Consider the following 12808-nt stretch of genomic DNA (forward strand, 5'->3'; position numbering starts at 1 on the left):
TGCGGATCAGAACGTGGTCGGTATGGTCGGCCACGGACTCGGCGATGGTGCCACCCGGTTGGATTGGAGTACGTACGCCATGACATCGTGCCACGCTGGCGCGGTGGCGGCGCTGCCCCTCATCGTAGTTGGCTTCATGATCGAGACCGTCACGACGTACTTGGGGTCGTCGATCGGGGCGACGCCGGCCATCGACGTCATGAAGCTGCCTTCCACGTACTGCCCCTGGCCGTCAGAGACCTCCGCGGTGCCCGTCTTGATGCCGACACGGTAACCGGGGATCGCCACCTCGTTCGCGAGGCTCCCGCTCTGTGCCGTGGCCTCGAGCAGCGTGAGCGTGTCTGCCGCGGCTTCCGCGGACACGACCTGACGCGGCTCGCCCGGTTCCGTCTCCTCGAAGCCGTCCTCGGTCTCACAACCTTCGACGAGCTGGACCGGGAGCCGCTGCCCGCCGTTGGCGATCGTCTGGTACGCGCTCGCCATCTGAGGAGCGGTGACCTCGAGGCCCTGGCCGAACATCGTGGCGTAGTTGGTCTGCGGGTCCCACTCGTCATATGGGCGAACTGTGCCGGACTCCTCACCGAGGAAGTCGGCCTCGGTGTCGGCATTCAGGCCGAAGTCGAGCATGTAGTCGTAGCGGTCGGCGGCACTCAGACGCTGCCCCATCATGGCGATGCCGATGTTGGAGGAACGCGTCATGATGCCCGCGGCGGTCCAGCGCTCATCGCCGTGCGCCCAGTCGTCGCCGAAGCTGACATCCGTCTGCTCGAAGCGGCCGGGAACCGTGATCTGCTCGCCCGGCGTTGAGAGCCCCTTGTCGAAGACCATGGCTGCGGTGAGGGCCTTCATGGTCGAGCCCGGCTCGAAGGGCGCGGTGAAGGCGCGGGAGCCTCGGGCCTCGGTCGCGGTGGCCCCTGGGTCATTGGGGTCGACGGACGGCCAGTCCACGGCGGCGCGGATCTTGCCGGAGTCGACCTCGGTCACGACTATGTGCCCCCACTGGCCGCCCATCGCGGTGACCTGCTCGGCGAGCACCTGCAGGGCGTACCACTGCAGGTCGGCGTCGACCGTGAGCTTGAGCGTGCCGCCCTGCTTGGCCTCGGTGAGGGTGACCTCGGTACCGGGGATGCGCACGTTGTCCGCACTGCGCTCGTAGGTCTCCTCGCCGTCGATGCCGGCGAGGCACTGGTTCTCCGAGAGCTCGAGGCCGGCGAGGGGCTCGCCGTCTGCACCCAGGAAGCCGGTGAGGTTGCCCGCCACCTGCCCGTTCGGGTACACGCGGGCGGCTTCACGTTTCGGGTAGATCCATGGGATCTCGAGCGCACGGATCTTCTCGTAGGCCGCGAGCTCGAGGCCTCGGCTGAGGTACGCGAAGTTGCTGTTGGGGTCGATCGCGAGGGCCGCATCCACGACGCCGACGAGCTCTGCCTGCTGCTGGCCGGTGATCGCGGCGATCTCACCGAGCGCCTGCTCGCGCGAGACCTCGCTGGTCTTGCCATCGTCACCGGTGCGGTCGAACTCCTTGACGTTCACGGGAGCGACCGTGAGGTCGAAGCGGTCGGCGGAGTCGGCGAGGATCTCACCGTTCTTGTCGACGATCGACCCGCGCTCGCTGAAGATCGTGCTGGAGACGCCGCGCTTCGATTCGGCGTCGGCGTTGATGGTCGAGGCCGAGACGAGCTGCACGTCGATCAGGCGGACCCCGAAGGCGATGAGCACTGCGGTCACCAGGATGATGACGAGGCCAGCCCTGCGCCTGGACACTTTCGGTGACACGGTACTCCTCCCCCTTGTTCGGCTCTGCTCCCAGCTGAGTGGCCTCTCGGCGCCTCAGCCTCGTCGTGGTTCTACCTCGTCGAGGGAGAGCGCAGCTCGGTGACAGACGGTACTTCAGGCGCGGCTGCCTGCTGCGGTGAAACTCCGTCGGCGGCGGGAGCCGGTGCCGGCTGCGTCACCTCGTTGGTGACGAGACCCGTGTTGATGGGCGCGGATGTGCCGGTGGAGCTCGCGTCCGTCGCGAGTGAGGCACTCCCGACCTGCAGGAACGCCTGCGAGTCGGTGGGGACCATGCCCAGCTTCGTGGCCTCGACGGCGAGGTTCTGCGCCGAGGACATGGCGCTCAGCTCCTCGAGCGCGGCCGACTCCTCGCGCTGCAGCTCCGTCTGGGTCTGCTCGAGGCCGCTCACCTCGTAGGCCCCCTGCGAGATCGCGATGCTCAGGGCGAGCTGGGTGACGAACACGCCCGCGAGGATGCCGAGCGAGATCATGATCGAGCGCAGGCTCGGCAGGCGCCGAGCGCTCGGCGCCTCGACGAGGCGCAGCCGAGGAGACTGCGCCTGCTTCTTGGGGGCCGCCTTGGACCGACGGGGTGCCGTGGATCCTCGAAGGATGCTCGTTGCTGCCGTCATGCCCGTGGACTCCTTACTCGTTCAACCGCGCGCAGGCGCACGGGCAGTGCTCGTGGATTGATCTCGCCTTCTGCGGCACCGGCGCGCTCGGCTCCGCGCACGAGGCGCGAGAACTCGGGCTTGTGCTCGGGAAGCTCGACCGGCAGTCCGCTTGGCGCGGTCGACGTGGTCTTCGCCTCGAAGAGTCGCTTCACGAAGCGGTCCTCGAGCGACTGGTAGGCCTCGACGACGACGCGGCCGCCGACGACGACACGGTCGAGCGCCTGTGGCAGCGCGCGCTCGAGGGCGCCCAGTTCGGCGTTCACCTCGATGCGAAGCGCCTGGAAAACGCGCTTCGCCGGGTGACCCGCGTCGCGCTTGGCCGCCGGGGTCGCGCGCTGGAGCACATCGACGAGCTGCCCGGTGGTCTCGATCGGCGCCTGGGCGCGCTCTCGCACGATCCAGCTCGCGTACCGGGGCGCCAGCTTCTCGTCGCCGTAGCGGTAGAAGAGCTCCTTGAGCTCGTCCTCACCGTAGGACGCGACGATCTCGGCTGCCGTGACGCCCTTCGTGGCGTCCATGCGCATGTCGAGCGGCGCATCCTGGATGTACGAGAAGCCGCGACTGGCCTCGTCAAGCTGCAGCGAGGACACCCCGAGGTCGAACAAGACGGCGTCGACCGTGCCGATGCCGAGGTTGTCGAGTGACGACGCGAACTGGTCGTAGACGGCGTGCACCAGCGTGACGCGGTCGCCGAAGCGAGCGAGCCGACGGCCGGCGAGCCCAAGGGCCTCCGAGTCGCGGTCGAAGCCGACCAGCCGGGCATTCGGGCAGCGATCGAGGACGGCCTCGCTGTGCCCGCCCATGCCGAGTGTCGCGTCGACGTAGATGCTGCCGGGGTTCTGCAAGGCCGGCGCAAGGAGCTCAACGCATCGCTCGAGGAGCACCGGCGTGTGCAGCATCGCGGGGTCGCGCTCGCTGCCCCCACTGTCCTGGACGTTCTGGTTGTTCTCTGTCATGACGTTTCGGGTTCCTCCCTGATCACTGATTCCCATCCGTTCTCTCTCCCCGCCGGGGAGGGCGAGGGGAGCGAAGTGGAGATTCCATCTGCCGCCGGGGAAGTGGCTTCAGATGGGGCTCCTGCGGTACTGCTGTGCTCTGCTGCGAGGGAAGGCGCTTCAGAGCGGAACGGCTGAGAATCGGCGGTCAGGGTCAGAAGAGTCCCGGGATCACCTCCTCAGCGGTCTCGGAGAAGGCGGCCTCGTTGGCCTCGACGTAGGTGTTCCAGGCCTCGGCGTCCCAGATCTCGGCGCGCGTTCCGGCCCCGATGACGGCCAGTTCGCGGTCCAGTCCGGCGTACTGCCTGAGCTGCTGCGGGATCGTGACGCGGTTCTGGCGGTCTGGCGTCTCCGCGTGCGCGCCGGACAGCAGGAGGCGCAGGTAGTCGCGCGCCTGCTTGCTCGTGACGGGTGCCTGACGGATGCGGTTGTGGAGCTCCTCGAACTCGCTCGTCGAGAAGACGTAGACGCAGCGGTCCTGCCCACGGGTCAGCACGACGCCCTCCGCGAGCTCATCCCGGAACTTGGCCGGAAGGATGAGCCGCCCCTTCTCATCGAGCTTGGGCGAGTACGTGCCAAGGAACATGCACGCCTCCCTCCCCGTCGCTGAATCCCCACAAGCTCCACTTTACTCCACAACCAACCACCTAGCTACGCAAACACCCGATTTGCTCCCTGTGAATGCGAAAAGAGGCCAGTAAATTACTGGCCTCTGCATGGTGGAGGGAAGTGGAGCTAGTTGGCGCCATTCAGGGCGCAAAAAACGGGACCGGCCAGGTGGCCGGTCCCGATGGTGGTGCGAAGTGGTGATGGGTGACGGTGGTGGTGCGAGGTGGGGCCGCTGGGCGCCCGCTCCCGCTACTCCCCCTGCTGCCGCTTGTCCCAGCGATTGCCGAGCTTGTCCATGAAGGACCCATCCGAAGACTCGCCGCGCTTCGGCGACGGACGACCGGTCGGCAGCGGATCGGATTCCGAGGCGCCCTTCGGGGCCGCGAACGCGTAGACCACGCCCGCGAGCATCAGGACGAACCCGACGACCCCCAGGACAGGGATGTTGGTGGCGACGCCGGCGACGACGACGCCGATGCCGACCGCGACGGAAAGAAACGCGACGACGACGGCTCGCGTGGTGACCGCAGCACCGCTTCTCGGCGATGTGGAGACAACGTCCGCATCGTTCTGATAGAAGCTGCGCTCCATCTCATCAAGCAACCGCTGCTCTTGCTCAGATAGTGCCATGTTGACCTCGTGCTCAAGGGGGCGATCGGAGCCCCGCTCCGAAGTATTGCGCCCATTGTAGGCGCGCACACCTGGGTAGAGTGGTGTCGTGTCTGAGAGTTCCTCGCTGTCCTCCAAAGTCCAGCGTCGTCTGGACGCAACAATCGACGAGAACCTGCGAGTTCTCGGCCCGATCGGCGTCGACGTGCCCGCCTTCCTCGAGCAGGCCGCGAGCTTCACGACGGGCGGCAAGCGACTTCGCGCGTCCTTCTGCGCCGCAGGCTTCGGCAGCGCGACCGGCACGAGCGAGCACACTGAGGCCGTCGTCCGCGCCGCTGCCTCGATCGAGTTCTTCCACGCCGCCGCTCTCGTCCACGACGACATCATCGATCGCTCTGACACGCGGCGAGGCGCCCCCTCCACGCATCGCGCCTTCGCCCGCCATCACCGCGCGTCGGCCTGGGCAGGCGACGAGACGCACTTCGGCCTGAGCGCCGCGATCCTGCTCGGTGATCTCCTGCTCGTCTGGAGCGACCAGCTCTTCGTCGAGGCCTGCGCCCTCGTCTCCCCTGAGAACGCGGTTCGTGCACGGGCGGAGTTCAGCAAGATGCGCAGCGAGGTGACCGTCGGGCAGTACCTCGACCTCGTTGAAGAGGTCGCGTGGCCGGTTGTGCCCATCGATGCACGAGCCTTCCGAGCGAAGACCATCGCCATCTCGAAATCGGCGCGATACAGCGTCGAGGAGCCGCTCGTGCTCGGCGCGCTGCTCGGCGGGGCATCCGACTCGCACGTCGAGCAGATCCGGTCGTTCGGACTGCCGCTCGGACTCGCCTTCCAGCTCAGGGACGACGTCCTCGGCGTCTTCGGCGACGAGGCCGTGACCGGCAAGCCGAGCGGTGACGATCTGCGGGAGGGAAAGCGCACGCTCATGATCGCCGCGGCGCAGGAGCTGGCGGCACCGGATGATTCGGCGCGTCTCGACGAGCTCCTGGGCGACCCGGATCTGAGCGACGCCGACATCACGTGGATGCAGTCCCTCATCGCCGAGTCAGGTGGACTTCAGCGCACCGAGGATCTCATCAGCACGTCGTTGCGCGAGGCGCTCACCGGCCTGGCGGCGATCGAACTCGACAGCGAGTCGCGGCAGCTACTCGAGGACCTCGCGGAGCGCACCGCGCACCGCGCACACTGACAGGGCCGCAGACCCGCAGCGCAGCAGCCACGAGCGCCCAAGGACGTTCGGTCCCCGTCCATGCCGGCGCGCGGGCGCCTCAGATGGCGAGGAGCTGCACCGCGTGACGAACCTGCGTCTTGCGGCCCTCGACGAGCGCGTCCACGGGGGCGATGCCGAGCGTCTCGTCGACGCTCAGGAGCCAGACCATCTGCTCGTGTGCGCTCAGCCCCGCGTCCGCGAGCAGGAAGAGCGTGCCACGGAGGCCGACGAGCGGCTCCCCGTCCTTGATGAACTCTCGCGGGATGCGCGGCTCGCGTTCGATGCGGAACGAGAGCAGCTGCTTGTCCTCGATCAGGGTCGACACGCGCCCCGTCGAGACGCCGAGCTCGGCAGCGGCCTGGGGAATCGTGTACCACTCGCGGGTACTGAAGACGTCACTCACGTCTCACATCGTCGCAGACGCCGCCCGCGGATGCGAGCCGATGCGATTGATCGGCGGCGTCCGGTGTTTCATCCGGGGGCTGACCGCCTGCTCGGGCTATCCTGCACGACGTGAGTCCCGTTGGTCCCGACGACATGATCGGCCGTCTGATCGACGGCCGATATCAAGTGCGCTCTCTGATCGCCAAGGGCGGCATGGCTACGGTCTATGTCGCCACTGACCTGCGCCTGGAACGCCGCGTCGCCATCAAGGTGATGCACGATCACCTCGCTGCCGACGAGCGCTTCCGCGAGCGATTCATCCGCGAGGCTCGCTCCGCTGCGAAGATCACGCACCCGAACGTCGTGAACGTCTACGACCAGGGCGACGACGAGATCTTCGCGTACATGGTGATGGAGTACATCCCCGGCATCACGCTGCGGGACCTCCTGCACGACCACCACAAGCTCACCCCCGAGCAGTCCATCGATGTCATGGATGCCGTCCTGGCGGGCCTGCAGGCCGCGCACAAGCTCGGCATCGTCCACCGCGACCTCAAGCCGGAGAACGTGCTGCTGGCCGACGACGGCCGCATCAAGCTCAGCGACTTCGGGCTGGCCAGGGCGGCGAGCGCGAACACGGCGACGGGCCAGGTGCTCCTCGGAACGATCGCGTACCTGAGCCCGGAGCTCGTGACCAAGGGCACGGCGGATGTGCGCAGCGACATCTACTCGCTCGGCATCATGCTCTTCGAGATGCTCACCGGTGAGCAGCCGTACCGCGGCGATCAGCCCGTGAACATCGCGTACCGCCATGCGAACGAGACGGTGCCTGCGCCCAGCGAGGTGAACCCCAACGTCCCCCACGAGCTCGACGAGCTCGTCGCGTGGTCGACGGAGCGCGACCCGGAGCTGCGCCCCGCCGACGCTGGCGTCATGCTCGAGGCCCTCCGTCGTGCCGAGGCCGAGCTCGGGCAGTCCGCGCGTCCGCTCCCGCCGACGGCTGTGATCGCCCAGGCGGGCGACGAGGACATCGAGGACACCGACCCGACCGAGCTGGCGGCCATCACCAGCCAGCTCTCCTCGGCGTCCTCACCTCCCGACGCGTTCGATGGGCACGTCGAGCCCTTCACGCCGGGCTCGCCGCCTGTGATGGCCAGCCCTGCCCTCTTCCCCGAGGAGACAGCGACCGACCTCTCCCCCAAGCTCCCTCCGGCGACCACGACGGCAGAGTCGGGCGCGCGCAAGCGGCGCCGCTTCGGTGCCGTGATCGCCGTGATCGTCATCGCGCTGATCGCCGCCGCCGGCGGTGTCGGGTGGTGGTTCGGTCTCGGGCCGGGGTCGTACGACACGGTTCCCCAGGCGGTCTCCTTGACGCAGGCGGATGCCGAGGCGGCCATCACGGCCGCTGGTTTCACCGTCGGCGACGTGACGCAGGAGTTCTCGCTCGACGTCGCGGCGGGCACGGTCATGGATATGGACCCGCAGGCGGGCACTTCCCTCGCGCCGGAGACCCCGATCTCGCTGGTCGTGTCTGCTGGACCTGAGATGCTCGACGTGCCTGATCTCGAAGGGCTCACCCTCGACGAGGCCGAGGGTGCGATCACCGAGGCTGGGTTCACCTACGATCCCGCGACGACGCTGCGGCAGTTCTCCGATCAGGAGGCGGACATCGTCCTCTCCGCGACCGACAACAACGGGGCTCCGCTGCCCGCGACCCTCGCTGAAGGCCAGCCGATTCGACTGATCGCCTCAGCCGGCGTCGTTCCCGACGTCGCAGGCGAGACGGAAGCCAACGCGACCCAGCTGATCGAAGAGGCTGGCCTCGTGGTGAACGTCTCCAGCCGCGAGTACTCCGCATCGGTTGCGAGCGGCGTCGTCATCGCGTTCTCCACGACGACGGACCCGGTTGTCCCGGGAGACACGATCAACATCTCCGTCTCACGAGGTCCCGCACCCGTCACGCTCCCCGACGTCGTCGGGAAGCCGATCGCTGAGGCGATCTCGCAATTGGAGGGGCTCGGACTCACCGTGGGCCACAACGTGCCCCCTGGCATCGTCAACGACCCGAACCCGGTCATCAAGTTCGTGGTGTCCACACAGTCTCCAGCGGCCGGGGTCGAGGTTCCTGCGGGCTCGAACGTCACGCTGACCGCGACGGCGACGCTCTAGCGGCCGGGCTGCTGCTGAAGGCAGCAGGGCCGGCTGCGCCGCTCGAACAGAAGAGGCGCATCCCGTCTCCGGGATGCGCCTCTTCTGTTTGCTTCGACTCGGCTCAGCGCTTCGCGGCGCGGAGCTCCTCAGCGACCAGGAACGCGAGCTCGAGGGACTGCATGTGGTTGAGGCGTGGGTCGCAGAGCGACTCGTAGCGCGTCTCGAGCGTCTTCTCGTCGATCTGCTCGGATCCGCCCAGGCACTCCGTCACGTCATCGCCCGTGAGCTCCACGTGGATGCCGCCCGGGTGCGTCCCCGCGGCGCGGTGCGCCTCGAAGAAGCCCTTGACCTCGTCAACCACGTCGTCGAAGCGACGCGTCTTGTAGCCGTTCGGGGTCGTGATGCCGTTTCCGTGCATCGGGTCGGTGATCCACAGCGGCTGCGCGTCTGCGCCCTTGATGGCCTCGAGCAGGGGCGGAAGGGCGTCGCGGATCTTGCCGGCGCCCATGCGCGTGATGAAGGTCAGGCGCCCCGGCTCACGGTTCGGGTCAATCTTGTCGATGAGCCGCAGCATGGTGTCCGGAGTTGTCGAGGGCCCGAGCTTCACACCGATCGGGTTCTTGACGCGGCTGAAGAAGTCGACGTGCGCCTCGTCGAGGTCACGCGTCCGCTCGCCGATCCAGATGAAGTGACCGGAGGTGTCGTACGGCTGGCCGGTCCGCGAGTCGATGCGGGTCATGGGGCGCTCGTAGTCCATGAGGAGTCCCTCGTGGCCCACGAAGAACTCGACATCACGCAGCGCGTAGAAGTCGGCACCGGCGGCCGCCATGAAGCGAACGGCGCGATCGATCTCAGCGGCGAGCTGCTCGTAGCGCGCGTTGGCGGGGTTCGCGGCGAAGCCCTGGTTCCAGGAGTGCACCTCGCGGAGATCGGCGAACCCGCCGGTCGTGAAGGCGCGGACGAGGTTCAGCGTGGATGCCGCCGTGTGGTACCCGCGGAGCATGCGCTCGGGGTCCGGCGTCCGCCCCTCCGTCGTGAAGTCGAAGTCGTTGACGATGTCGCCGCGGTAGGCGGGCAGCGTCACGTCGCCGCGCGTCTCGTTGTCGCTCGAGCGGGGCTTCGCGAACTGCCCGGCCATCCGGCCCATCTTGACGACGGGCATCGAGGCACCGTAGGTCAGGACGACGGCCATCTGCAGGATCGTGCGGACGCGCGCTCGGATCTTGTCGGCGGTCGCCCCCGCGAAGGTCTCGGCGCAGTCGCCACCCTGGAGGACGAATGCCTGACCGGCCGCGGCCGTGGCGATACGATCGCGCAGCCTGTCGACCTCGCCCGCGAAGACGAGCGGCGGCAGGGACGCGAGCTCACCGGAGACGCTCGCGACCTTCGTCGCGTCGCCCCATTGCGGCTGCTGCCTGATCGGCAGCTCGCGCCACGCGTCGAGGCCCTCGAGCACGCCGGGAGGCGTCGGGATCGACTCTGTGCGGGTGGAGGTGAATTGGCTCATGCTCGCTTCTCTGATCTCATGTCTCGGATCTCACGCTGACAGCTCACGCGCTGCAGCACTGGTTGTTCTGAATCTCACGCCGGACGGCCCGACACTACCCGGGGCAGCGCGCGCTGTGCTCGTCTGATCGCTGACAGCAATCACCGGCTCTCGCGCGTTCAGGGCTTCTGCGCGGCGGCGAGCGCCTTGGCCTCTGCATCCATCTTGGTTCGGATGGACGAGGCGTAGATGTCGCGATAGTCCTGGTTGCTGAGGGCGTGCAGCTCGCTCATGATCTCGTCCGTGATGGAGCGGAGCACGAACCGGTCGGCCGCCATGCCCTCGTAGCGCGTGAAGGTGAGCGGCTCGCCGAAGACCATGCCGACCTTGCGCAGCCGCGGCACCTTCGCGCCGATGGGCAGGACACGCTCGGTGTCGACCATGACGACCGGTACGACGGTGACCGGCTTGTCCGCCTGCATGATCATGCGGGCGATGCCTGTCCGGCCGCGGAACATGCGCGCGTCCGGGCTGCGCGTTCCCTCCGGATAGATGCCGAGCACGCGGCCCTCGCTGAGGACGCGGAGCCCGGTCTGGAGGGACGCCTCGCTCGCGGCTCCGCCGCCTCGATCGATGGGGAGCATGCCGGTGGACTTGAAGAACTGCGCGGTCAGCCAGCCCTTGATGCCGGTGCCGGTGAAGTACTCCTTCTTCGCGAGGAAGTACACGCGGCGGTCGATCGAGAGCGGCATGAAGAACGAGTCGACGACCGAGAGATGGTTCGACGCCAGGATGACCGGCCCCTTCGCGGGGATGTTCTCGATTCCCCGCACCCACGGGCGGAACGTCGCGCGCACCAAGGGCCCTGCGAAGAGATGCTTGAGCACCCAATACAACATGCGTGGCCTCCCGATAGGCGATGGCACATCAGTGTACTCGGGACATGCCACGCACCGGTGCGCCGCTCGCCGTGTCCGGAACGGTAGGGTTGAAGGCCACTGGACGTGAAGCCGGATGACCCCGGCCGATGGACGTCCAGGCGGCTCACGACCAGGACCACACTCAGGAGTTGCAATGAAGCTATCCGAGACCCCCGCCGTAGTCAGCCCGGAGCCGAGCTGGAACACCACCGATCTGCTCCAGTACAGACTTCGAGAATCGCCGGATCTCGCCCTCTTCGGACTGCCGGACGGCGATCGCTGGCGCGATGTCTCCGTCAAGGAGTTCCACGCCAAGGTGAACGACCTCGCGAAGGGCTTCGTCGCCGCCGGCGTCGAGGTCGGCGAGCGCGTCGCGTTCCTGGCGAAGACGAACTACGAGTGGACGCTCGTCGATTTTGCCCTCTGGTACGCGGGCGCCGTCATGGTGCCGGTGTACGAGACGAGCTCGTCGGCGCAGATCGAGTGGATCCTCGAGGACTCGGAGGCGGTCGGCATCATCTCCGAGCTTCCCGAGCACGACGACAAGCTCGACGAGATCGCCGACACCGTCTCGAGCCTCCGCGTGCGCTACGCACTGCATGCAGGCGCCATCGATGAACTCGCCAGGCTCGGGGCCGACGTCGACGACGCTGAGATCGAGCGCAGGCGCGGCATCGCGAACGGCGACGACATCGCGACGCTCATCTACACGTCAGGATCCACGGGGCGCCCCAAGGGGTGCGTCATCATGCACTCGAACTTCGTCGAGCTCTGCCGGAACGTGAAGGACCCGCTGGGCGCGCTCATCTACCCTGGCGCATCCACCGTGCTGTTCATCACGCTCGCGCACGTGTTCGCGCGGTTCATCTCCGTGCTCTGCATCTACGGCGGCGTGAAGGTGGGACACCAGCACGACACCACGAAACTGGTCGAATCGCTCGGCACCTTCCACCCGACCTTCCTGCTCGCAGTTCCGCGCGTGTTCGAGAAGGTCTACAACTCTGCTGAGCAGAAGGCGGAAGCCGGTGGGCGCGGCAAGATCTTCCGGAAGGCGGCGGATGTCGCCGTGCGCTACTCGGAGTCGCAGGACGCCGGCCGCACGCCGCTCGTGCTCGGACTCCAGTACAAGCTCTTCGACAAGCTCGTCTACTCGAAGCTTCGCGAGGTGATGGGCGGCCGCGTGAAGCACGCCGTCTCCGGCTCGGCACCGCTCGGCTCGCGCCTCGGCCACTTCTACCGCGCCATCGGCGTGAACATCCTCGAAGGCTACGGCCTCACCGAGACCACGGCCCCGGCGTCCGTGAACCTCGCCGAGAAGTCCAAGATCGGGACCGTCGGCCCCGCGCTGCCCGGCGTCGCAGTCCGCACGGACGAGCACGGCGAGCTGCAGGTCAAGGGCATCAACGTCTTCCGCGAGTACTGGAAGAACCCCGAGGCGACGGCCGCGGCGTTCGACGGCGAGTGGTTCAAGACCGGCGACCTCGGCTCGATCGACGATGACGGCTACATCACGGTGACGGGTCGCATCAAGGAGATCATCGTCACCTCCGGCGGGAAGAACGTCTCCCCCGCGGCGCTCGAGGACCCGATTCGCGCCGACCCACTCGTCGGGCAGATCGTGGTCGTCGGGGACCAGCGTCCCTTCATCTCCGCGCTCGTGACGCTCGACCCGGAGATGCTGAAGACCTGGCTGAGCAACAACGGCGAGAATCCGGACCTCACGGTCGCTCAGGCGGCCGAGCACCCCAAGGTGCTCGCCGAGATCCAGCACGCGGTCGATCGGGCGAACACGCGCGTATCGCGGGCCGAGTCGATCCGGAAGTTCGTCGTGCTCGACGGGGAGTTCACCGAGGCCAACGGAACGCTCACGCCGAAGATGTCCATCAAGCGCCACGTGATCCTCGAGAAGTACAAGGGGATCATCGAGGGCATCTACAACGCGGCGCCAGCGACCCAGGGCATCACGCTCAAGTAGATCGGCAGAGCCTCGA

11 protein-coding genes are annotated in these 12808 nt (G+C 67.5%); 3 read left to right on the top strand and 8 right to left on the bottom strand.

Annotated elements, in window-relative coordinates; translation table 11 throughout:
* Positions 1-6: 6 nt before the first annotated feature.
* From HDC34_RS10625 to HDC34_RS10645, 5 genes are all read right to left on the bottom strand, one after another.
* Entirely contained in the window at positions 7-1776 is a 1770-nt protein-coding gene (locus HDC34_RS10625) for a penicillin-binding protein 2 (protein ID WP_179556814.1), read from the bottom strand.
* A 71-nt stretch (positions 1777-1847) separates the two neighbouring features.
* Positions 1848-2408: a hypothetical protein gene (locus tag HDC34_RS10630; RefSeq protein WP_104311838.1), complete on the bottom strand. Its 561-nt coding sequence runs from the start codon at positions 2406-2408 to the stop codon at positions 1848-1850.
* Complete coding sequence (gene rsmH, locus HDC34_RS10635) at positions 2405-3349, bottom strand: 16S rRNA (cytosine(1402)-N(4))-methyltransferase RsmH (RefSeq protein ID WP_374757240.1); 945 nt, start codon at positions 3347-3349, stop codon at positions 2405-2407. Before rsmH ends, HDC34_RS10630 begins: the two co-directional genes overlap by 4 nt.
* Positions 3350-3599: 250 nt before the next feature.
* Entirely contained in the window at positions 3600-4031 is a 432-nt protein-coding gene (gene mraZ / locus HDC34_RS10640) for a division/cell wall cluster transcriptional repressor MraZ (protein WP_104252823.1), read from the bottom strand.
* Between the two features lie 272 nt (positions 4032-4303).
* Positions 4304-4684 carry a DUF3040 domain-containing protein gene (locus HDC34_RS10645; RefSeq protein ID WP_104311835.1) on the bottom strand — a complete coding sequence of 127 codons (381 nt, stop codon included), beginning with the start codon at positions 4682-4684 and terminating at the stop codon, positions 4304-4306.
* 88 nt (positions 4685-4772) lie between these two features.
* On the opposite strand from HDC34_RS10645, the gene HDC34_RS10650 reads away from it, so the two are divergent.
* Complete coding sequence (locus HDC34_RS10650) at positions 4773-5855, top strand: polyprenyl synthetase family protein (RefSeq protein ID WP_179556816.1); 1083 nt, start codon at positions 4773-4775, stop codon at positions 5853-5855.
* Between the two features lie 79 nt (positions 5856-5934).
* On the opposite strand, the gene HDC34_RS10655 is transcribed toward HDC34_RS10650, so the two are convergent.
* Complete coding sequence (locus HDC34_RS10655) at positions 5935-6279, bottom strand: Rv2175c family DNA-binding protein (protein ID WP_179556817.1); 345 nt, start codon at positions 6277-6279, stop codon at positions 5935-5937.
* A 134-nt stretch (positions 6280-6413) separates the two neighbouring features.
* Between HDC34_RS10655 and pknB the strand changes: the two genes are divergently transcribed.
* Positions 6414-8429 carry a Stk1 family PASTA domain-containing Ser/Thr kinase gene (gene pknB / locus HDC34_RS10660; RefSeq protein ID WP_179557155.1) on the top strand — a complete coding sequence of 672 codons (2016 nt, stop codon included), beginning with the start codon at positions 6414-6416 and terminating at the stop codon, positions 8427-8429.
* Positions 8430-8532: 103 nt separating this feature from the next.
* On the opposite strand, the gene HDC34_RS10665 is transcribed toward pknB, so the two are convergent.
* Both HDC34_RS10665 and HDC34_RS10670 read right to left on the bottom strand, forming a co-directional pair.
* Positions 8533-9918: a class II 3-deoxy-7-phosphoheptulonate synthase gene (locus HDC34_RS10665; RefSeq protein ID WP_104311831.1), complete on the bottom strand. Its 1386-nt coding sequence runs from the start codon at positions 9916-9918 to the stop codon at positions 8533-8535.
* Between the two features lie 158 nt (positions 9919-10076).
* The gene (locus tag HDC34_RS10670; RefSeq protein ID WP_104252817.1) at positions 10077-10796 is read right to left on the bottom strand and encodes a 1-acyl-sn-glycerol-3-phosphate acyltransferase; all 720 of its coding nucleotides are present in this window, start codon (positions 10794-10796) and stop codon (positions 10077-10079) included.
* 175 nt (positions 10797-10971) lie between these two features.
* Between HDC34_RS10670 and HDC34_RS10675 the strand changes: the two genes are divergently transcribed.
* Positions 10972-12792, top strand: a complete 1821-nt coding sequence (locus HDC34_RS10675; protein WP_179556818.1) for a long-chain fatty acid--CoA ligase — start codon at positions 10972-10974, stop codon at positions 12790-12792.
* The last annotated feature ends 16 nt before the right edge of the window (positions 12793-12808 follow it).

The organism is Pseudoclavibacter sp. JAI123, assembly GCF_013409665.1.
GTDB lineage: Bacteria > Actinomycetota > Actinomycetes > Actinomycetales > Microbacteriaceae > Pseudoclavibacter.